The 21031-nt window shown below is 70.0% G+C and carries 15 protein-coding genes; 8 read left to right on the forward strand and 7 right to left on the reverse strand.

Annotated elements, in window-relative coordinates; translation table 11 throughout:
- Window positions 1-724 precede the first annotated feature (724 nt).
- Window positions 725-1561 (forward strand): prolipoprotein diacylglyceryl transferase, encoded by an 837-nt coding sequence (lgt, locus tag VGB24_RS03870; protein WP_331071644.1) that lies wholly within the window; start codon window positions 725-727, stop codon window positions 1559-1561.
- A gap of 10 nt (window positions 1562-1571) precedes the next feature.
- Window positions 1572-2504, forward strand: a complete 933-nt coding sequence (locus tag VGB24_RS03875; protein ID WP_331071645.1) for a metallophosphoesterase — start codon at window positions 1572-1574, stop codon at window positions 2502-2504.
- Between the two features lie 150 nt (window positions 2505-2654).
- On the opposite strand, the gene VGB24_RS03880 is transcribed toward VGB24_RS03875, so the two are convergent.
- From VGB24_RS03880 to VGB24_RS03905, 6 genes are all read right to left on the reverse strand, one after another.
- Window positions 2655-3680 carry a YihY/virulence factor BrkB family protein gene (locus VGB24_RS03880; RefSeq protein ID WP_331071646.1) on the reverse strand — a complete coding sequence of 342 codons (1026 nt, stop codon included), beginning with the start codon at window positions 3678-3680 and terminating at the stop codon, window positions 2655-2657.
- A 591-nt stretch (window positions 3681-4271) separates the two neighbouring features.
- Window positions 4272-5318: an aldose epimerase family protein gene (locus VGB24_RS03885; protein ID WP_331071647.1), complete on the reverse strand. Its 1047-nt coding sequence runs from the start codon at window positions 5316-5318 to the stop codon at window positions 4272-4274.
- A gap of 115 nt (window positions 5319-5433) precedes the next feature.
- The gene (locus VGB24_RS03890) at window positions 5434-6498 is read right to left on the reverse strand and encodes a glycoside hydrolase family 43 protein (RefSeq protein ID WP_331071648.1); all 1065 of its coding nucleotides are present in this window, start codon (window positions 6496-6498) and stop codon (window positions 5434-5436) included.
- A gap of 97 nt (window positions 6499-6595) precedes the next feature.
- Window positions 6596-8077, reverse strand: a complete 1482-nt coding sequence (locus VGB24_RS03895) for a RagB/SusD family nutrient uptake outer membrane protein (protein ID WP_331071649.1) — start codon at window positions 8075-8077, stop codon at window positions 6596-6598.
- Between the two features lie 50 nt (window positions 8078-8127).
- Window positions 8128-11193 carry a SusC/RagA family TonB-linked outer membrane protein gene (locus VGB24_RS03900; RefSeq protein WP_331071650.1) on the reverse strand — a complete coding sequence of 1022 codons (3066 nt, stop codon included), beginning with the start codon at window positions 11191-11193 and terminating at the stop codon, window positions 8128-8130.
- Between the two features lie 187 nt (window positions 11194-11380).
- On the reverse strand, window positions 11381-12505 hold the full coding sequence (locus tag VGB24_RS03905) for a LacI family DNA-binding transcriptional regulator (protein ID WP_331071651.1): 1125 nt from the start codon (window positions 12503-12505) through the stop codon (window positions 11381-11383).
- Window positions 12506-12776: 271 nt separating this feature from the next.
- Between VGB24_RS03905 and VGB24_RS03910 the strand changes: the two genes are divergently transcribed.
- From VGB24_RS03910 to VGB24_RS03935, 6 genes are all read left to right on the forward strand, one after another.
- Window positions 12777-13742: an ABC transporter substrate-binding protein gene (locus VGB24_RS03910; protein WP_331071652.1), complete on the forward strand. Its 966-nt coding sequence runs from the start codon at window positions 12777-12779 to the stop codon at window positions 13740-13742.
- A 120-nt stretch (window positions 13743-13862) separates the two neighbouring features.
- Entirely contained in the window at window positions 13863-15437 is a 1575-nt protein-coding gene (locus VGB24_RS03915; RefSeq protein ID WP_331071653.1) for a sugar ABC transporter ATP-binding protein, read from the forward strand.
- A 1-nt stretch (window position 15438) separates the two neighbouring features.
- Window positions 15439-16410, forward strand: coding sequence for an ABC transporter permease (locus VGB24_RS03920; protein WP_331071654.1), 972 nt, complete (start codon window positions 15439-15441; stop codon window positions 16408-16410).
- Window positions 16410-17474: an ABC transporter permease gene (locus VGB24_RS03925; protein WP_331071655.1), complete on the forward strand. Its 1065-nt coding sequence runs from the start codon at window positions 16410-16412 to the stop codon at window positions 17472-17474. The genes VGB24_RS03920 and VGB24_RS03925 overlap by 1 nt, the downstream gene beginning before the upstream one ends.
- A 5-nt stretch (window positions 17475-17479) precedes the next feature.
- Complete coding sequence (locus VGB24_RS03930) at window positions 17480-18535, forward strand: UDP-glucose--hexose-1-phosphate uridylyltransferase (protein ID WP_331071656.1); 1056 nt, start codon at window positions 17480-17482, stop codon at window positions 18533-18535.
- Window positions 18535-19611 carry a glycoside hydrolase family 43 protein gene (locus VGB24_RS03935; protein ID WP_331071657.1) on the forward strand — a complete coding sequence of 359 codons (1077 nt, stop codon included), beginning with the start codon at window positions 18535-18537 and terminating at the stop codon, window positions 19609-19611. Before VGB24_RS03930 ends, VGB24_RS03935 begins: the two co-directional genes overlap by 1 nt.
- Before the next feature lie 369 nt (window positions 19612-19980).
- Here VGB24_RS03935 and VGB24_RS03940 read toward each other — a convergent pair whose 3' ends face one another.
- Complete coding sequence (locus tag VGB24_RS03940) at window positions 19981-21030, reverse strand: family 43 glycosylhydrolase (protein WP_331071658.1); 1050 nt, start codon at window positions 21028-21030, stop codon at window positions 19981-19983.
- Window position 21031: the final 1 nt, after the last annotated feature.

Genomic DNA, 21031 nt, shown 5'->3' on the forward strand with positions numbered 1-21031 from the left:
GTACAGGCCCTCGTCGTAGGCCACGATGAACCGCATCCGCTCGTCCATGGGATTCGTTTCCAGCCAAGGCACGGCTCGCCTCCTGAAGGGGGTTGCCATGCACGTTAACTGTCAACGATCCTCCCGGTTTAGATTGTCAACGATCTACCCGGTTTGTACCCTCGGGAGCCCCCTCCCCCCGGCCCCCGTCCCCCGCTGCGCAGGGGAGGGGGAGACCTGAATCGCGCTTCGGCTGGCTGCGCGAGGCCATCGGCAGCCCAGGAGCGGGTGAACCCGCGGCTGGGAAAGCGGAAAGCCCCGACTCGCGCCGCTGTCGCGTCGCGCTCGGGGCTTCAACTGCACGCGCTCCACACCATCCGAAGCGCACCGGGCTGGCTCCCTTCCCCCGCGCTGTTTGCGGGGGAAGGGTTGGGGATGGGGGGCGCCGGCCCGAGCACCAGACCGGTCCCGACACACCAATCCTGAAGTGTCAGCGCGGCCGGGTGACGGCCCCACGGCCGCCGGGGCCCACACTTCCGTGACCGCTGCCGCGCCCGACCTTGTACGTGTCCGCCGCTGGATCCTTCGGCCCGCGTAGGATGATGTACGGGCGGGTGCGGTGCGCCTGGGCCTCAGGATGACAGGGCCTCGTGGGGTGCCTGGCTGCGGCTTTACCGGATGGCCGGAATCGTCTAAGTTTGTGCCTCACCCGTGTCGCCATCCTCCCCTTCGTTTCCGGCCCCAGATGTTCCCAATCCTCTTCGAGATCGGCGGGTTCCAGGTCACCAGCTTCGGGCTGATGATGGCCCTGGCGTTCCTCGCCGCCTCGTGGGTCACCGCCCGCGAGCTCAAGCGGGCGGGGCACAACCCGGAGCACGCGTGGGACCTGGCGGGGTGGGCGGCCATCGGCGGCATCCTGGGCGCCAAGATCTACTACCTGATCCTCAACTTCTCCGAAACCGCGGCCGACCCGTGGACCGCCCTGCTGTCGCGCTCCGGCCTGGTGTGGTACGGCGGCTTCATCGGCGGCGCGGTGGCGGTGCTGTTCCGCCTTCGGCAGATGAAGCTCCCGGTGTGGCCGTACGGCGACACCATCGCGCCGGGGCTGGCCGTGGGGTACGCCATCGGCCGGCTGGGGTGCTTCATGGTGGGCGACGACTACGGCGCCCCCACCGACGCGCCCTGGGCCGTGGCGTTTCCCAAGGGCGCGCCGCCCTCCACCGCGGGCAACCTGCGCGCGTTCGGCGTAGACCTGCCCGCCAGCGTTCCCGACACCCAGGTGCTCGCCGTACATCCCACGCAGCTGTACGAGGCGGGGATGTCGTTCCTCATCCTCTTCGTCCTGTTCAAGCTGCGTCCACGCCTGGCCGACACGCCGGGGAAGCTGTTCTTCGCGTGGCTGGCGATGGCCGGCGTCGAGCGCTTCATCGTCGAGATCTTCCGCGCCAAGGACGACCGCTTCTTCGGGGCGATCTCGGTGGCGCAGCTGATCAGCATCGGGCTGGTGGCGACGGGGCTCGCCGTCCTGTACGCGCTCAACAAGCGGGGGGAACAGGCTCCGCGCCGGGTGGCTCGCGCCTGACGCCGCGCCGATGACCGATCGCGACGACGCGCCGGCCGGTGGACCCGTTCCACCGGCCGGCTCGCGTTCACCCCTCATCACGCGCAGGCGTTTTCTGGCCCTGGGCGCGGCCGGCGCGGCGGCGGTGGGGGGCGACGCCTTCCTGGTGGAGCCGCGGCGCGTGGAGTTCACCCGCCACGCCATCAACGCGCGCACCTCGCCGGAGCAGCGGCAGGTGCGGTTCGTCCAGGTCACGGACCTTCACCTGCACTCCGTCGGCCGCCTCCACCGGCGGATCGCGGCGGAGGTCAACCGGCTGAAGCCCGACTTCGTGCTCTTCACCGGCGACTCGGTAGACGACAAGGAGCGCCTCCCCGAACTGGCGTCGCTGCTCGAGTTGTTCGACCGGCGCACGCCCAAGTACGCCATCGCCGGCAACCGCGAGTACTGGGGCGGCGTGGACATGGCCGACCTGGGCGCCATCTACGCGCGGTTCAACGGGCGGCTGCTGGTGAACAAGTCGGCCGTGCACGAGGTGGGGGGCAGGGGGCTGGCCGTCATCGGGCTGGACGATCTCCTCGGCGGCCAGCCCGACGGTCCGGGCGCCTTTGTCCGCGCCGCCGCCAAGGGTGCCGATGCGCACCTGGTCCTGGCCCACTGCCCGGAGCACCGCGACCGGCTGTTCGCCAACTCGGCCTTCGGCGTCGCGGCGCCACCCACGCCGGCCCCGGACTTCGATTTGCGCCGAGTGGCGGCGGTGCTGAGCGGCCACACGCACGGGGGACAGGTGAACCTCTTCGGATGGACGCCCATCCTGCCCCCGGCCAGCGGGCGCTACGTCCGGGGCTGGTTCCGCGCTCCCGGCGCCGCGCCGCTCTACGTCTGCCGCGGCATCGGGATGTCGACGCTCCCGGTGCGCTTCGGCTCGCCCCCCGAGGTGGCCGTGTTCACGATGTGGGTCTAGCGGCGGAGTGCGTGCAAGAACCGAAAAACAAAAGCAATCACGCAGAGGACGCAGAGAGAACGGAGAGGACGCAGAGACGCTTGCATGCGCCTCTGCGTCCTCTCTTTCATCTCTGCGCCCTCTGCGTGAAACGTCTTGAAAAGCCGGCGGCTACTCCGGCAGCCGCTGCTCCACGCGAGAGTCGGGCTCCTGCACGGTGATGTTGTTGGGATCGTTCTTCAGCGCGGCTGCGCGCTTGGCCGCCTTGCCCGTGGGCCTGCCCTTCTTGCCCGTGGCCTCCGGTCCGCCGATCTCGTCGTTCATGCGCCGGGCCCCGGGTTGCGGCTCGATCCCGCTTCCTCGCTCGATCGCCCAGATCTGCGTGAACTCGGCGCCGAAAAGGATGATCATCGACGAGTAGTAGATCCACACCAGCACCAGCGCCAGCGACCCCGCCGCGCCGAACGCCTCGCCCGGGTTGCTGCGGCCCAGGTAGTAGCCCAGCGCGAACTTGCCGATGACGAAGAGCAGGCCGGTGAAGACGGCGCCCACCAGCGCATCCTTCCACGCGATCCGCGCGTCGGGAAGCACCTTGAAGATGGCGGCGAACAGCCCGGTGATCACCACCAGCGAAAAGATGAAGTTGAAGATGTGGAGCACCACCTCGTTCGCGCCCGGGATGATCTGCCCGATGAACCCGCCCAGCGCAGAGATGGCGGCGCTGAGGGCCAGCGACACCAGGAGCAGGAAGGCGATGCCGAGGACCATTCCCAGCGAAAGCACCCGCTTGAAGATCATGTTCTTGATGCCGCCCGCCTTCGGATCGGGCTCCACCTCCCAGGCCCTGTTCAGCGCGCTCTGCAGCTGAAGGAAGGCACCCGTCGCGCCGAACGTCACCGCCGCAATCCCCAGGAAGGCCTTGATCCCCCTGCCACCCGGCTTTTCCGATTGCTGGAGGATGGTGCCCACCTCTTCGGCGCCGGCCGAGCCCATCAGGCTGCCCATCTGCGTGGCCAGCGCCTCCTGCACCTGCGCCGGGTCGAACACCATCCCCGCGATCAGCAGGATCAGGATCAGCAGCGGCGGCAGGGAGAACACCGTGTAGTACGAAAGCGCCGCCGCCATCCGCGGGCATTCGTCGTCGGAGAAGTCCTTGAATGCCCGCTTCAGCAGGCCGAAGGTGCCTTTGACGTCCATCGTCCGGAGTTCCTGGTTTGTAGCAGGTTCGTCGAATGCGGAGCCGTTTGCAAAGGTGGTTCCAGCGGGAGAGCAGGGCAGGAGGGTCAAGGCCATCGGCAGCCCAGGAGCGGGTGAACCCGCGGCTGGAAAAGCGGAAAGCCCCGACTCGCGCCGCTGTCGCGTCGCGCTCGGGGCTTCACCTGCACCCGCCCCACACGATCCGAAGCGCACCGGGCTGGCTCCCTTCCCCCGCGCAGTTTGCGGGGGAAGGGCTGGGGTGGGGGGCGCTGGCGGGAGCACCAGGCTGTCCAGGCGCACCCAAACCCGAAGTGTACCCCCTCTCCCACGCTGTTTGTGGGAGAGGGTGGCACGCGTGTCAGCGCGGCCGGGTGAGGGCCCCACGGCAGCCGAGGCCTCGGGCTCCGTGACCGCTGCCGCGCCCGAGTTGGTACGCGTCCGCGGCTGGATCCTTCGGCCCGCGGCCATTGTGCTGCCGGCGAGTGCGGTGCGCCTGGGCCTCAGGATGACAGAGTTGCGTGGTTGGCTCGGTGCCATGCGCCTGGGCCTCAGGCTGACAGCGGTGCGAGGGTTGGTTCAGTGCGGTAGGGGTTAGTCCGGGGCTACGCTGAACCGGTAGACCGTGCGCGAGGTGTAGCGCTCGCCGGGACGGAGGATGGTGCTGGGGAAGGCCGGCTGGTTGGGCGCGTCGGGAAAGTGCTGCGGCTCCAGGCAGAACCCGCAGCGATGACGGTACGGCACTCCGCCTTTCCCCACGGCCTCGCCATTCAAGAAGTTGCCCGAGTAGAACTGCAGCCCGGGCTCGGTGGTGTGAAGCTCCAGCACGCGCCCGCTCTCCGGCTCCACTACCCGCGCCGCCAGAGACAGCGAGCCGCCGCCCCGAAGCACGAAGTTGTGGTCGAATCCGCCCGGGGCCTCGAACTGCGCGTCGCCATCGCCGATCTGCGCTCCGATGGCCACGGGCTGGCGGAAGTCGAACGGGGTGCTCTCGACGGCCGCCAGTTCACCCGTGGGGATCAAGGTATCGTCCACGGGGGTGAACCGGTCCGCGTTCAGCTGCAGCCGGTGTCCCAGGATGTCGCGCGCGGGATCGGCCGCGAGGTTGAAGTACGTGTGCTGCGTCAGGTTCACCGGGGTGGCGGCGTCCGTCTCGGCCTCGTAATCCACCGTCAGCGCATGGTCCGCGCTCCAGCGGTACGTCACCGTCGCCCGCAGGTTTCCGGGATATCCCTCGTCGCCGTCGGGGCTGGTGTACTCCAGCGCCACCCCGTCCTCCAGCGGCCGCGCGGACCAGAGCACCTTGTGAAAGCCGCGCGGGCCGCCGTGCAGGTGGTTCTGCCCGTTGTTGACGGGAAGCTGATACGCCCTCCCGTCGACGGAGAATTGCCCGCCGCGGATGCGGTTGGCGTGGCGGCCGATCAGCGCGCCGAAGTACGCGGGGTCGGCCACGTACTCCGCCAGGGTGTCGAAGCCCAGCACCACGTCGCCCAGCCGGCCGTCGCGGTCGGGGACGCGGATGGAAAGGATCGCCCCCCCGTACGGCGTGACCCGCACCTCGGCCCCGTCGGGCGACCGCATGGTGAACACCTCTACGACGTTGCCGTTCAGCTCACCGAACGGCGCACGCTCCACAGTCATTCGCGATCAGGAAGAAAGGTCAGAAAAGGACGCACGCGGAGGCGCGGAGAACGCGGAGAAACGGAGGAAACGCTCCGCGGCTCTCCGCGACCTCCCCGCCTCCGCGTGAAACCCGTCAGCTGGCCGGGCACTCGCCCGAGGGCCGGGCGATCTGCCGCCCCGAAGCCACCGGCAGCCCGAAGCTGGGCGATCCGTCGGCATTCCAGGTGAACATCTGCATGCGGATCACCCGGTCCCACCCCGGCGACGTGCTCGTCTTGGCGTGGTAGACGATCCAATCCTCCTTGCCGTCGGGCGACGTGGTGAACCCCGCGTGGCCCACACCGACCACGCCCTCGCCCGAAACGAACACGGGGCCGCTCTTCGTCCAGCTGGCCGGCGACAGCGGGTCCGCGCCGGTCAGCCGCAGCTGGCCCAGGCGGTAGTCGGGGAGCCACGACTCGCGCGTGGAGTAGATGATGAACGTCTGCCCGTTGCGCTGAAGGAACTCGGGCCCCTCCTGCAGGTCCAGCTCGGTCCCCCGCTCCCACGGCTCCACCGGCGAGCTGATGCGTACCCGCGCGCCGCTGATGGTGTACGGGTTGGACATCCGCGCGATGTACAGGTGCTGCGGCGTGCGGTCAGTGGCGGCGTTCTGCTCCCACCCGGACCAGGCCGCGTACATCTGCCCGTTGATGGTGGCCACGGAAACGTCGATGGCCCACTTGCTCTCGCCCGCCTGCGCCGGGTCGTCGCCCGTGTACAGCATCCCGCGGTCGACGTACGTGCCCTGCGGGTCGGTGCCCACCGACTCCAGCACGCCGCTCCGCTGGTGGACGTACGGCGGCCCGGCGCTCCCCGCGGCGTAGTAGATGTACCAGCGGTCGCCGATGCGGTGAAGCTCGGGCGCCCACACGTTGGTGGCGTTCCACCCCGTCGCCGGCGGCGTCCACACGCGCACCCCGTTGCCGGCCACGCCGGTGAGGGTGGTGGACTTCGTCACCCAGATGCCCCCGTCGCGCGACTGGACCATGTGGTACGAGCCGCCGTCGCGCACCACCCAGGGGTCCGCCCCCGCGACGACCGGGTTGGCGAAGGTGCACGCCGCCGTCGGCGGGGGCTCGATGGTGCCGGGGCCGTCGCCGCACGCCGCCAGAAGCAGCGGCAGCGCCGCGATCCGAAGCCAGTCCGTTCCTGTCATCGATAAGTCCTTCGCCAGCGGTCCCGGAAAGAAGGGCCGCGGACGGCCGCACGGGGCGGCCGTCCGCGGCTTTGAATCTCGCTGAACCCGCCCCGCCTTACCAGCCGGGGTTCTGCTTGACGTTCGGGTTCAGGTTCGTTTCCGTCGACGGAATGGGCAGCAGCGCCCGGTGCGGCGCGAAGGCGTCGAAGTCCGGGTCGCGCGAGCGCAGCACGGTGATGCGTCCCGCGTCCGCCAGCCATCCCTGCCGCGCCAGCCAGAGCCAGCGCTCGTTCTCCAGCCCCAGCTCCAGCAGGATCTGGTGCTCGATCTCGGTGCGCATGGCCGCCTGCGACATCCCCGCGGCCAGCGGCGCCAGCCCGGCACGGGCACGCACGCGGTTCACCAGCGGCCGCGCCAGCTCCACCTGGTTGTTCTCGGTGAGCGCCTCGGCATGGAGCAGCAGCACGCCACCCAGCCGCATCACCTCGACGTTCACCGGGTTGTCCCAGTCCTGGTCGGTCTTGTAGTACTCGCCGAACTTCTTCCAGAACTCGTCGCCCAGCCGGTTGCCGTAGCGGGTAGCGAAAGGCGTGCCGTACACGTCCATGCCGCCGGGGCGGTTGTAGAAGAGCGTGGCGTCGAGCCGCGGGTCCGTGCCCCCGGCGACCGTCGTTTCCCTGCGGAACTCGTCCACGTACCACTGGCGGGGCTCGCCGTCGCAGAAGCCCACGCCGCAGGGGCCCATCATCTTGATGATGTTCTGCCCGCGGCTGCCGGCCGCCAGCACTTCGGGGCCGCCGAACTGCACCTCGAAGATGGTCTCGGCGCTGTTGTCGCCCGCGGCGGTGAAGTTGTCGCCGAAGTTGGGCAGCAGCGAGTACTGGGTTCCGCCGGTGACGTCGGCGAACGCGCCGGCGGCGAGGGCCCACTCGCGCTGCTGCAGGTGCGCCCGGCCCAGCAGCGCCGCCGCGGCGCCGCGGGTGGCGCGGCCCACGTCGGTGCCGGTATAGCTGGCGGGAAGCGCGGCGCGCGCTTCCGTCAGGTCCTTCTCGATCTGCGCCCACACCACGTCGGGCGTCACCTGCGCCGGCCGGTCGGCGGGGTTCGAGGGCTCCAGCACCAGCGGGACGTTGCCGTACAGGTTCACCAGGTTGAAGTACGCCAGCGCCCGGATGAACTTGGCCTCGCCCACGATTCGGTCGCGCGTGCCCGCGTTCATTCCCGTGATGGCGGGAACGTACGCGATCACCTGGTTGGCCCGGAAGACCGTCTGGTAGTGGTGCTGAAAGATCTCGCGGTTCACCTCGAAGTCGTAGCTGCCCAGCACCGACTTGGTGAAGTTGGCCAGGTCGCCCCACGGGCTCCGGCTGTAGCCGATGTCGGAGCGCATGTCGTAGGCGAACTGCAGCCATCGGCCGTAGCCGCCGTTTTCCTGCAGCCCGCGGTAGGCGGCGTTCACCCCCATCACCGCGTCCTGCTCGGTTTGCCAGAAGGTGTCGGCCGTCCGCTGGTTGGGATCGGTCACGTCCAGCTCCGCGCACCCCGCCAGCAGCGCCGCCGCCAGCAGGGCCGGGATCACTCGAAAGGATTTCGTCATGGCTCGGGGTCTCCCCCCTGGTTGAAGGTCCATCCGTCGGCTGCGGGGCATCACAGGTTCACGTCGATGCCGAGCGAGAACGTGCGCGGGTTCGGGTAGATCCGCCCGTCGTCGATTCCGCGCGTCAGCGTGTCGCCGCCGCGGATTTCCGGGTCCCAGTTGGAGAAGCTGGTGAACGTGTGCAGGTTCTGGATGTTCAGGTAGATGCGCGACCCCTCGCCCGCGATCCCGAAGCGGCTGGTGAGCCCGGCCGGAAGCCGGTAGCCCAGCACCACGTTCTGAATGCGCAGGAACGACGCGTCCTCGATCCACCGGTCGGTGTTGGCGCGGGCGTTGTCGGCGCCCGCCGGGCCGAACACGGCGCGCGGGTCGTCGGTGCTGGTGTTCCCCGGCGTCCACGGGTCCAGGTCAGCGCGGTAGTTGCTGTTCTCGTCCATGCGGTCCGTCCAGAACCGCGCGACGTTGAACACCTCGGCGCCAAAGCTGCCGCGCATCGACACGCCGAAGTTGAAGGCGCGGTAGTCGGCGTTCAGGCTGAAGCCCGTCTCCAGGTCGGGGATGGGGCTCCCCGCCACGTAGCGGTCGTCGTCGTTGATCAGCCCGTCGTCGTTGTTGTCGGCGTAGCGGATGTCGCCGGCCTTGGCGTTGGGCTGAATGAGGACGCCCTTGCTGTTCCGGTACGCCTGCACCTCGGCGTCGCTCTGGAAGATGCCATCCGTCTGCAGCACGAAGAACTCGCCGATGGAGCCGCCCACCGTGGTGCGCGACACGTTGCCGAAGCCGGCGAAGATGGGCTGCCCGCCGTTGCCCAGCTCCGTCACCTCGTTGCGGATGGTGGTGAGGTTGGCGGCCAGGTCCAGGTCCAGGTCGCCGCGCTGCATCGTCATCTGCGCGCCCAGCTCGAAGCCGCGGTTGCGGATGGTGCCCGCGTTCACCGTGGGCGCGCCCACGGCGCCCAGGCTCCAGGGAATGGGCGCCTGCACCAGCAGGCCGCCGGACTCCGACACGTAGTAGTCGGCCGTCAGCAGCAGGTCGCCGCCCAGCACGCCCAGGTCCAGGCCCACGTTCATCTGCGTCTGGTCCTGCCAGCGGATGTCGGGGTTGGCCAGGCTGAGCTGCGTGGCGCCGGTGGCGATGGTGTTGCCGAACAGGTAGCTCTGGTTGGCGATGACCGACGCGGCGTACTGGAAGTCGCCGATGTCCTGGTTGCCCAGCGAGCCGTAGCTGGCGCGCAGCTTCAGGTTGTCGGCCCCGCCGACGAAGGGGATGCCGGCGAAGAACGTTTCTTCGCTGACCACCCAGGCCGCCGAGCCCGAGAAGAAATTGCCGTACTTGTTGCCGGGACCGAAGCGCGACGAGCCGTCGCGGCGGAAGGTGCCGGTGAGCAGGTAGCGGTCGGCGTACGAGTAGTTGGCCCGGCCCAGCAGGCCGCGCAGCGCGCCGGGGATGGTGAAGCCGCGGTTGGCGAAGTTGCTGGTGCCCGCGTCGATCTCGTTGATGTCTTCGTCGGCGAAGCCGCGGCGGTATGCCTCGATTCCGCGGATGTCCGTGGTCTGCTCGGTGATGCCCGCTACCGCGTTCAGGGCGTGCTCGCCGCGCGAGCCCTCGAACTGCAGCAGGTGCTCCTGCAGCAACGAGAGGAGGCTGCCGCGCCGATTGAGCCCCTCGTTGAAGGTGGGCACCGTGTTCTGCCGGATCTGCCGCTGACGGACGAACTGGCGGAAGTCGGTGTCGACGTACTCAGCCCCGAGGTTCACTCGGTAGCGCAGCCCGCCGATCAGCGAAAGTTCGCCGAAGACGTTTCCCAGCAACCGGTTGCTGACGTCGGTGTTGTCCTCGCGCTCGAAGGCGCCCACCGGGTTGGTGCCGAAGGTGGCCAGCGCCCCGCCGCCGCTGCCGTAGCCGAAGCCGCTGGCGTTGTTGGGGTCGTACACCGGGATCCCCGGCTGCAGCCGCACCACGTCGATCAGGGGAAAGCCCACCACGTTGTCGCGGGTGCTGCGCGAAACGGCCAGGTTCTCGCCCACGCGCCAGCGGTCGCCGCGCATCTCGCTGTTCACCCGCAGGCTCGCCCGCTCGAAGCCGGTGTTGATGATGGTGCCTTCCTGCTGGAGCCACCCGGCGCCCAGCAGGTAGCTGGCGTTGTCGGTTCCGCCGCCCACCGAGAAGTTGTGGTCCTGGATGTTGCCCGTCTGGAAGACTGCGTCCTGCCAGTCGGTGTCTACCGAGAACTGCGTGTTGTCGGCGGGCATGCCGGCGTTGGTGCGCGCCATGTTGTTGATCTGGCTCCACCGCGAGCCGCTGACGAGCTCGATGCGCTGCGGCACGTCCTGCACGCCGTAGTACGAGTTCACCGACACGCGCGGGGTGCCGGAGCGCCCCCGCTTGGTGGTGATCACGATCACGCCGTTGGCCGACTGCGCGCCGTACTGCGCCGCCGCCGAGGCATCCTTGAGCACCTGGATGGTCTCGATGTCCTCGGGGTTCAGGTTCGGGTTCTGGCGGGTGTACATCCCGTCGATCACGTACAGCGGGTCGCTGTTGCCCAGGAAGTTCTGCCCGCGGACGATGACGCGGGAGCTCTGCCCCGGCTCGCCGGTGGACTGCACCGTCACGCCCGGAATGCGGCCGCGCAGGGCCTCTTCCATCGTGGCGACCTGCTGGTCCTCGATCTGCTCGGCCGACACCTCCGACACCGCATCGCTCACGGTGGCGCGGCGCTGCGAGGTGTAGCCCACGGCCACGATCTCCTCGAGCATCACGGCCTGGGTGCCCAGGCGGAAGTTGGCGACGGCGGTCTGCCCGTCGGCCACGGTCACCGACACGGTGTTCGAGGCGAAGCCGAGCTGCCCGGCGCGGACCTGGTACGTGCCGGCGGGAACGCGGTCGATGGTGAAGCGGCCGTCGGGGCCGGAGCGCGCCCTCATCTGCGTGCCCACGACGGACACGGTTGCGTCGGCCACGGGCGCGCCTGCATCGGTGGTGACGGCGCCGGTGATCCGGCCCGTGCCCTGCGCGGCGAGGGGCGACGCGCCCCACGCGAGCAGGGCGAGGCAGGCGAGCGCGGAGAGCAGCCTCGCGGCGAGCCCGGCGCGGTTGAACAGGGAGTTCTTCATGGCGTTCCCTCGAATGGGAAGCGGGTGAACGGGCCCGGCCACGCGGGCCGGAAGGGTGAGCGGATCGTGGTGCTGCGTGCGCCGCGCCCTGGGGGGCGAACGGCCGGGTCGGAACGCGCTCATGGGTACCGCGGAACGGCAAGGGTGCGGAACAGGCGGCGGATGAGGCCGCGGGACTACCTCGATCTCAGGGCGTGGCCACGCTCCGGGCGCGCCCGCCGGCGGCGGCGGTGCCGCCGCCGTCCGCCGCCGCCAAGCGGATGCGGCCCCGCGGTGCGGGCTGGGAAACGGCCCGGGTGGAATCGCGCACCACCAGCTCGGCCTCCAGGTGAACCTTCTGGGGCGGAAGCGTTTCGCGCGACTCGATGTGCCGGATGAGCATCTGCGCGGCCAGCTGGCCCATCTCGAACTTGGGCATGCGCACGGTGGTCAGGCGCAGCGGCAGGTACTCCAGCATCTGGATGTCGTCGAACCCCACCACCGACACGTCGGTGGGCACGCCGATGCCCAGCTCGCCCAGCGCGCGGCACAGCCCCAGCGCCACCAGGTCGTTGTAGCAGGTGACCGCCGTGGGCCGCCCGGCGGGGGACAGCGCGCCGAAGTACTCCAGCCCGGCGCGGTAGCCGTCCTCCATGTGCGCCCCGGCGCGCACCACGTCGTCGTCGCCGAAGATCACGTGCGAGGCGCTGCAGGCGCGGCGCACCCCGTCGACGCGCTCCTGGCTGTGCCACGAGTAGGCGGGCCCGGCGAAGTGGACGATGCGGGTGTGGCCCTGCGCGATCAGGAACTCCACCGCCTTGCGCGAGGCTTCCTCGTTGTCCACGTCGATCAGCCCGGCGGGAACGCCGCGCAGCTCCTCGAGCAGGACGAAGGGAAAGTTGCGGCGCTTCAGCTCGAACAGGTGCGAAAGGTCGGCGTCGTAGTCCAGCACGGGCGTCAGGATCAGTCCGTCCACCTCCTTGCGCTGCAGCAGCTCCACCGCCTTGCGCTCGGCCTCGTACTCGCCCTCGGAGCTGGTCACCAGGAGCGTGTAGCCGCTCTCCTGCGCCGCGGCGCGGGCGCCGGTAACCACTTCGCCGTAGTAGGGGTTGTCGATCTCCTTGATGACCAGCCCGATGCTCCGCTCGTTCTGCGCGGCCGCCCGTCCGGAAAAGCCGGCGGGGCGGTAGTTGACGTTCTCCATCACCGACAGCACCCGGTCGCGGGTGCTGGCCTTGACCGTGCCGGTGTCGTTGAGGACGGCGGAAACGGTGGCCTTGGATACGCCCGCCAGCCGGGCGACGTCGGTGATGGTTGCGCGCTTGCTCTGCATTCGCTTGCGAAAAGGTGCCGCGGAAGGCACCGGCAGGAGGTCCCACGAGGAAGTCGAACACGCCTGAACTGGTTCGGGCGCGTTTAGGTTAGGCCGTGCGCCCCCGGGTGTCAAGCTCCTTGGTCCAGAGAACGGATGATCTGCTCCAAATCCTTGACAGCGGTGCTGGCCGCGTGTACTCTCGGATCAATTGAACCCGTTCGGACAGGTTCAGAACCTCCCCCGCGGCTCCGCCGCTCGCGTCGTCACCCCTGTACCCTCGGCACGACACATGTCCCTTCCGCAGCGCCGCAGCAGCAGGCTCCTCGCCGGCATCCTCGCCGTCCTGGCCGTCCTTCCCATGGCCGGGTGCCAGCGCAAGGACGATGGAAAGTTCACCGTGGGCTTTTCGCAGATGGGGCACGACAACCCCTGGCGGATGGCCCAGACGGCCAGCCTGCGCGACGAGGCCAAGAAGCGCGGGATGGAGATCGTGGTGACCGACGCGCAGGACCAGACGGCCAAGCAGGTGGCCGACGTCGAGGACCTGATCGCCCGCCGGGTGGACGTGATCCTGCTGGCGCCGCGCGAGTTCGAGGGACTCGCCCCCGCGCTGCAGGCGGCCCGCGACGCCAACATTCCCGTGATCCTGGTGGACCGCGAGGCCGAGGGCACGCCGGGCGAGGACTTCGTCACCTTCCTGGGGAGCAACTTCGTGGAGCAGGGGCGCCGCGCCGCCGAGTGGCTGGTCAAGGAGACGGGCGGCACCGCGGGCATCGTGGAGCTCACGGGCACGCCGGGTTCGTCGGTGGCGGCGGACCGCGCCAAGGGCTTCCGCGAGGTGATCGCCAAGCACCCGGGGATGAAGATCCTGGCCTCGCAGACGGGCGAGTTCTCGCGTGCCAACGGGCAGCGGGTCATGCAGAACATCGCGCAGTCGCTGGGTCCGCAGATCACCGCCGTCTACGCGCACAACGACGAGATGGCGCTGGGCGCCATCCAGGCGATCCGGGCGGGCGGCCGCACGCCGGGCACGGACGTGAAGATCGTTTCCATCGACGGCCAGCGCGCCGCGCTCGAGGCCATTCAGCGCGGCGAGCTGGGCGCCACGGTGGAAAGCAACCCGCGCTTCGGCCCCATCGCCTTCGAGACCATCGAGCAGATCCGCAAGGGCGAGCAGGTGCCCACGAAGAAGCTGATCTCCGACCGCTTCTTCGACCGGAACAACGCGGCGCAGTTCGTGGCAGAGGCATACTGAAGTGCGTGAGTGCGGAAGTGCGTTAGTGCGTGAGTAACCGCGCAAACGCACCTCCGCAGTTCACTTCCGCACTAACGCACTCACGCACTAACGCACTTCCCCCTCCCAGCCCCGCACCGCATGACGAACCCGGCCCCCGTGCCCCCGCCCTCCGTCGCCCCCGAGATTCTCCGCATGGAGGGCATCGTCAAGCGCTTCGCCGGCGCCACGGCGCTCGACGGCGTGAACTTCACCCTGCGCGCGGGCGAGGTGCACGCGCTCGTCGGTGAGAACGGCGCGGGCAAGAGCACGCTCATCAAGATCATGACCGGCGCCTACCGCCGCGATGGCGGGCAGATGTGGCTGGAAGGGCAGCCGGTGGATTTCACCACGCCCGCCGCCGCGCAGGCCGCCGGCGTCATCGCCGTGCACCAGGAAATTCACCTTCTCAGCTTTCGCACCGTGGCCGAGAACGTGTACCTGGGCCGCGAGCCGCGCCGCTGGGGGCTGGTGGACTGGGGCCGGATGAACACCGAGACCGCCGCCCTGCTGCAGCGGCTGGGGCTGGCGATCGACCCCGGCGCCACGCTCGGCGCGCTGAGCACCGCCGAGCAGCAGATGGTGGCCATCGCCCGCGGCGTCTCGCTCGGCGCCAAGGTTCTCGTTCTCGACGAGCCGACGAGTTCGCTGGCCGAGCGCGAGGTTTCCATCCTGTACGACCTCATCCGCCAGCTGCAGGCGCAGGGCACCGCCATCGTCTACATCAGCCACCGCTTCGACGAGCTGTACACCGTCTGCGACCGGGTGACCGTGCTGCGCGACGGCAAGCTGGTGGGCACCCATCGCGTGGCCGACCTGGAGCGGCTGGACCTCGTCTGCCTGATGCTGGGCAAGCAGCGCGACGAGCTCCGGCAGGGCACCACGGGGTTCGGCGCCAACCAAGCGGAAGCCGAGGGCACCGCGCCCCTGCTGCGCACCGAGGGGCTGCGCCGCGGGCAGAAGCTTCGCGGCGTGACGCTGGACGTGAGGAAGGGAGAGATCCTGGGCGTGGCCGGGCTGCTTGGGTCGGGGCGGACGGAGACGGCGCGCGCCATCTTCGGTGCCGACCCGGCCGAGGACGGCACCATCCAGCTGGATGGAAAGCGCCTTTCTCCGCGCACGCCGGACGACGCCATCCACGCGGGGATCGCCTTCGTTTCCGAGGACCGCAAGGGCGAGGGGATCATCCCCGAACTCTCCGTGCGCGAGAACCTGACGCTGGCCGCGCTCCCGACGCTCACGCGGATGGGGATCGTGGACCGGGCGAAGCAGCGCGAAGTCGTCGACCGCTTCATGAAGCGGCTGGGCGTCAAGGCCACCAGCGCCGACCAGAAGATCCGCGAGCTTTCGGGCGGCAACCAGCAGAAGGTGCTCCTGGCCCGCTGGCTGTGCATGAACCCCGCGCTGCTGATCCTGGACGAGCCCACGCGGGGCATCGACATCGGCGCCAAGGGCGAGATCCAGGCGCTGATCAACGAGCTGGCCGGCACCGGGCTGGGCGTGCTGATGATCTCGTCGGAGCTGGAAGAGCTGGTGGAGGGGAGCTCGCGGGTGGTGGTGCTGCGCGACGGCCAGAACGTGGCCGAGCTGCGCGGCGACGACATCTCGCAGCAGTCGATCATCCACGCGATGGCCGAGGGAAGCGCCGTGTCGGCCTCCGCGGCCCTGGAGGCCTGAGATGGAAGCAACTGCAGCGGTCCCGCGCGGCGCGGGGCTGGCCGGCCGGGGATGGGCGGCGCTGGGCGCCACGGGGGGCGCGGTGCTCGCGCTGGTGGTGCTGGTGATCGCCAACGCCCTCTTCACCCCCAACTTCGCCTCCGTCGGCAACTTCTGGAACATCCTGTTCCAGCTCGCCGTCACCCTCCTCGTCGCGGTGGGGATGACGCTGGTGATCGCTACCGGCGGTATCGACCTGTCCGTGGGCTCGGTCATGGCCATCGCCGCGGCGGTCGCGGCGGTGACGCTGGATTCCGGGCTCCTCGTCGCCATTCCCGCGGCGCTGCTGGCGGCGATGGCGGTGGGGCTGCTGAACGGCGCCTTCGTCTCGTACTTCAAGGTGCAGGCGATCGTCGTTACCCTCGCCACCCTGCTGGCCGGGCGCGGGCTGGCGCAGGTGATCAACCGCGACGGCGCCCTGATCGCCATCAACGATCCCGGGTTCCTGTCGCTGGGGCGGGGTCATCTTGGTCCTGTTCCCGTGCAGGTGCTGATCGCCGCCGTGGTCGTGGGCCTCGCCGTTTTCGTCCTTCGGTCCACGCCGTTCGGGCGGTACGTCCTGGCCGCCGGCGGGAATCCCGCCGCCGCGCGCTTGGCGGGCGTGCCCGTCAACCGCACCGTCGTCTCCGTCTACGTGATCAGCGGCTTGCTGGCGGGGATGGCGGGGCTGATCGAGGCGTCGCGCCTGGGCGCCAGCGCCGCCGCCAAGATCGGCCAGAACGTGGAACTGGATGCCATCGCCGCGGTGGTGGTGGGCGGAACGCTGCTCAGCGGCGGGCGCGCGACCATCATGGGCACCGTCGTGGGCGCGCTGATCATGCAGGTGATCGCCACCAGCTTCAACATGCTGCTGGTTCCCTACGCGTGGGCGCTGGCCTTCAAGGCGCTCATCATCTTCTTCGCCGTCTACCTCCAACGCCCGAGGCGGGTCTAGTGGAACATCAGGGGCAGATGGGCGGCGCCGCCCTCGACGTGCGCCTCGCGGAGCCCGGCAGCACGCCGCCGGGCGCGGGAAGCGGAGTCCCCTCGCGCCCGGTGCCGGCGCTGCGCGCCAGGGCCGCGTCGCTGCTGCAGCGCCAGGGCGCCGTGGTGGCGCTGATCGTGGTGTGCGTGTTCGGCGCCATTCGCTACGCGCCCTTCGCCACCCCCGAGAACCTGCTGAACGTGCTGCGCCAGAACAGCATGCTCGGCATGGTGGCGCTGGGGATGACGACGGTGATCCTCACCGGCGGTATCGATCTTTCCGTCGGCTCGGTGCTGGCGCTGGCGGGAATCGTGGCCGCCGTTCTTTCGCCCCAGGGGACGTTCGTCGCCGTCGCCGGGGGACTGGCGGCGGGGGCGGTGCTGGGGACCATCAACGGCGTGCTGATCACCAAGGCGCGCATCCAGCCCTTCATCGTCACCCTGGCGATGATGATCGCCGCGCGCGGCGTGGCGCTCGGCGTGACGGAAGAGAACTCGGTGCGGGTGGACCGGGCCGCGCAGGGCTTCATGTGGCTGGGCCGCGGGCGGATGCTGGGGATCCCCGTCCCCGTGGTCATGGCGGCGCTGGCGTTCCTGATCGGCTGGGTGGTGCTCCGCTACACGCGCTTCGGGCGCTACGTGTACGCCGCGGGCGACCACCAGGACGCCGCGCGGCTGCTGGGCTTGCAGGTGGACCGCGTGCTGATCGCCACGTACGCCATCAGCGGAGTGCTGGCCGCCATGGCGGGAATCGTCCTCGCTGGGCGGCTGGGCGCCGGGCAGCCGGTGGCGGGTACGGGCTGGGAGCTGGACGCCATCGCCGCCGTGGTCGTAGGCGGAACGCTGCTTTCCGGCGGGCAGGGCGGGGTGGGATCCACCGTCGTGGGCGTGCTGCTGTTGGGGGTGATCTTCAACCTGTTCAACCTGGAGGGCACCATCACCCCCTGGTGGCAGGGGGTGCTGCGTGGCGTGTTCCTGCTGGGCGTGGTGGTGGTGCAGAGCCGCCTGCAGCGCCGGGCCACGCCGGGCCATTGACGACCGTGACGGAAACGAACGACCTGCTGGAACACCCGCACCGCCGATTCAACCCGCTTTCCGGCGAGTGGGTGCTGGTTTCACCCCACCGCGCCAAGCGGCCCTGGCAGGGACAGGTGGAGCGGCCCGCCGCGGAGGTGCGCCCGCCGCACGATCCCGGGTGCTACCTGTGCCCCGGGAACGCGCGGGCCGGCGGCGAGCGGAATCCCGACTACACGGGCACGTACGTCTTCGGCAACGATTTCGCGGCGCTCCGGCCGGACGCGCCCGAGGCGGAGGTGGAAGTCGAGGGCCTGCTGCGCGCCCGCAGCGAGTCGGGCGTGTGCCGCGTCGTCTGTTTTTCGCCGCGCCACGACCTGTCGCTGCCGGACCTGGAGCCCGGCGCCCTCCGCGGCGTGGTGGACGTGTGGGCCGACGAGTTCGCGCGCCTGGGAAGCCGGCCCGACATCGGGCACGTGCAGATCTTCGAGAACAAGGGCGAGGCGATGGGGTGCAGCAACCCCCATCCCCACGGGCAGATCTGGGCCCAGCGCTCCGTTCCGCTGATCGCCGCGCGCGAGGGGGAGCGGCTGGGCGAGCACTTCGCCCGGCACGGCCGCACGCTGCTGGACGACTACCTGCGGCTGGAGCTGGATCGGCAGGAGCGGATCGTTTGCGCCAACGACGGTTTCGTGGCGCTGGTCCCCTTCTGGGCCGTCTGGCCGTTCGAGACGATGGTCGTCAGCCGCCGCCCCGTGCCCGACCTGCTGGCGCTGGACGACCGCGAGCGCGACGCCCTGGCTGACGTGCTCAAGCGGCTAACCACGCGTTACGACAACCTGTTCGGCGTCTCGTTTCCCTACTCGGCGGGGCTGCACCAGGCGCCCACCGACGGCCAGCCCCACCCGGAGTGGCACCTGCACATGCACTTCTTTCCCCCGCTGCTCCGCTCCGCCACGGTGAGAAAGTTCATGGTGGGATACGAGATGCTGGGCGAGCCGCAGCGCGACGTGACGCCGGAGAGCAGCGCCGAGCGTCTGCGCGCGCTCTCCGAGACGCGCGCCACGGCGGGTGCGGCGTGATGCGCATCGCCGTTCTCGCCCTTGCCGCGCTCTCCGCTTGCGCTCCGCCGTCCGGTCGCGCGCCGTCCGCGGACGCGTCCGCATCGACCGCGACGTACACGAACCCCGTCCTGGACATCAACTTCCCTGATCCGACGGTGATCCGGGCGTCGGACGGGACGTACTACGCCTATGCCACGCAGGGCGAGCGCGATGGCACTCCCATCAACATCCAGGTGGCGCGCTCCCGCGATCTGGTGGCCTGGGAGCGGATCGGCGACGCGTTGCCGGTGAAGCCATCGTGGGCCAGCCGCACGCAGGATTTCTGGGCGCCGCACGTCTCGGAGCACGGCGGCACCTTCTACCTCTACTACTCCGCCAAGCCCGACGCGGCGCTCAGCGACACCACGCGAGGGCTCTGCCTGGCCGTGGCGACCGCCAGCCGTCCCGAAGGTCCATTCACAGACAAGGGCCAGCCGCTGCAGTGCGGTCCCAGCTTCGTGAACATCGACCCGATGGCCTTCGACGATCCGCAGACCGGACGGAGGCTGCTGTACTGGGGCTCGGGCTTTGGACCGATCAAGGTGCAGGAGCTTGCGGCGGACCGCGTCTCCTTCGCGGCGGGGAGCACCCCGGTGGACCTGGTGCACACCGTGCCGACGTCGGATTCCACCGACTACCAGCGGCTGGTGGAGGGGGCGTGGGTGACGTACCGCGCGCCGTTCTACTACATGTTCTACTCCGGCGACAACTGCTGCGGCCCGCGTGCGCACTACGCGGCGCTGGTGGCGCGCTCGCGCAGCGCGACGGGCCCGTTTGAGACGCTGGCCCAGGCGACCGGCGCGCGGACGAGCGCCATCCTGGAGCGAAGCGGGCAGTGGAACGCGCCGGGGCACAACTCGGTGGTCACGGACGCGCGCGGCACCGACTGGATCGTCTACCACGCGGTAGACGTGCGCCGTCCGCGCTCCAAGCCCACGGACGACGTGAACACCCGTCGCGTGATGCTGATCGATCCGCTGGTCTACGTCGACGGCTGGCCCCGCGTGGACCGAGGCCCGTCTTCGGAGCCGCGGCCAGCGCCGGAAATGCAATGAATTCTCCCCTCTCCCGCGCAGTTTGCGGGGGAGGGGCGGGGGAGGGGGAACCGACGTGGCTCGGGCATTGGTGCTCGCTGCCGCGCCCACGCTGAGAAGTGCCGCAGGCTAGATCCTTCGGCGCGCGAAGGATGAGGTATGGGCTGGTCCGGCGCGCCTGCGCCTCAGGATGACAAAGCTCTGCTCTCCGGACGTAGTTTGTGCCGTGAGCGATGTTCTCCCCCTCCCCTGCGAAGCGGGGGACGGGGGCCGGGGGGAGGGGGCTGCCGCGGCATGCATCGGCATCCAGCCTCGACCGCCCCGACGTTCTCCCCCTCTCCGCACGTAGTTTGTGCGGGGAGGGGGCGGGGGGAGGGGCCTCCGGGGGAACTACGCCGGCGGCGGGCAGTACGGCAGCCCGTCCTCGTCCCAGCGAAGCTCCACGAGGGCGGCGTTGCGGGGCGCCTCCGGCGAGCCGAAGCGGGCATGGGTCACCAGCCACTCGCGGCCATCGGCGGCGCGGAACCAGTCGCAGTGGCCGGGCGCATGGAAGCCGTGCTCGGGAAGCGAGCCCAAAACGAACCCGCGCCCATCGCGCGTAACGTTCACCAGCGCGCCCGCGTCGTCCTCCACCAGCGCGCCGACGGCGTAGAAGCCGAAGTAGCATCCGCCGCTGTACAGGTAGACGCGCCGGCCTTGGGGATTCACCAAGCCCCCGACCGGCCCCTCGATGGTGCTCCAGCGCACGGTGTCGGTGCGCCAGTCCACGCCGGGGATGTTCTTCCACGGCATGCGGCGCGCGCCGTCGAACAGGTGCCAGTCCTCGGACGGGCGCGCCAGCAGGGCGGGGGATGACAGGACGCGCGTGAGGTCGTCGCTCACCGCCACCTCCACGATGCCGGTGCCGTACGGCTCGCGGTCCACGAAGTCGGTGGCGTACGCCATCCGCAGCGAGCCGTCGGGAGCGGGGTACACGTCGGCGTCGATGGCGAAGTCGGTATCCGGCGTCAGCACGTGGCCGGTGTCCACGAACGGGCCCTCCGGGCGCTCGCTGTCGGCCCGGCGGATCTGGTGGCCGATGTGCGCCTGCTCGCCGATGCCCGCGCCGTGCGAGTACAGCATCACGTACGGGCGCTCCAGGCCGGCCACGTACCGCACGCACGGCGCCCAGAAGGCGTAGCGCGTCGCGTCGCCCTCCAGCGTGGGCCCGAGCGGGTGCCAGGTGGCCAGGTCGTGCGAAGCGAACGCGGGAAAGGCGCCGGGGGTCGCCGTGCCGCCCCGCCCATCGCTCGTTTGGTCCCGCGTCACGTACACGTAGTAGCGGTAGTCCGCCGCCACGCCGTCGGGAATGGCGAGCAGGTAGGGATCGCCCTGGTCGGCGGGCTCGGGAAAGAGGGGCCGGTAGCTTGCCGGCCCGGGAACAGCCTCTGAGGAAGTCATA

Source organism: Longimicrobium sp., from assembly GCF_036399935.1.
In the GTDB taxonomy this organism is placed as follows: domain Bacteria; phylum Gemmatimonadota; class Gemmatimonadetes; order Longimicrobiales; family Longimicrobiaceae; genus Longimicrobium.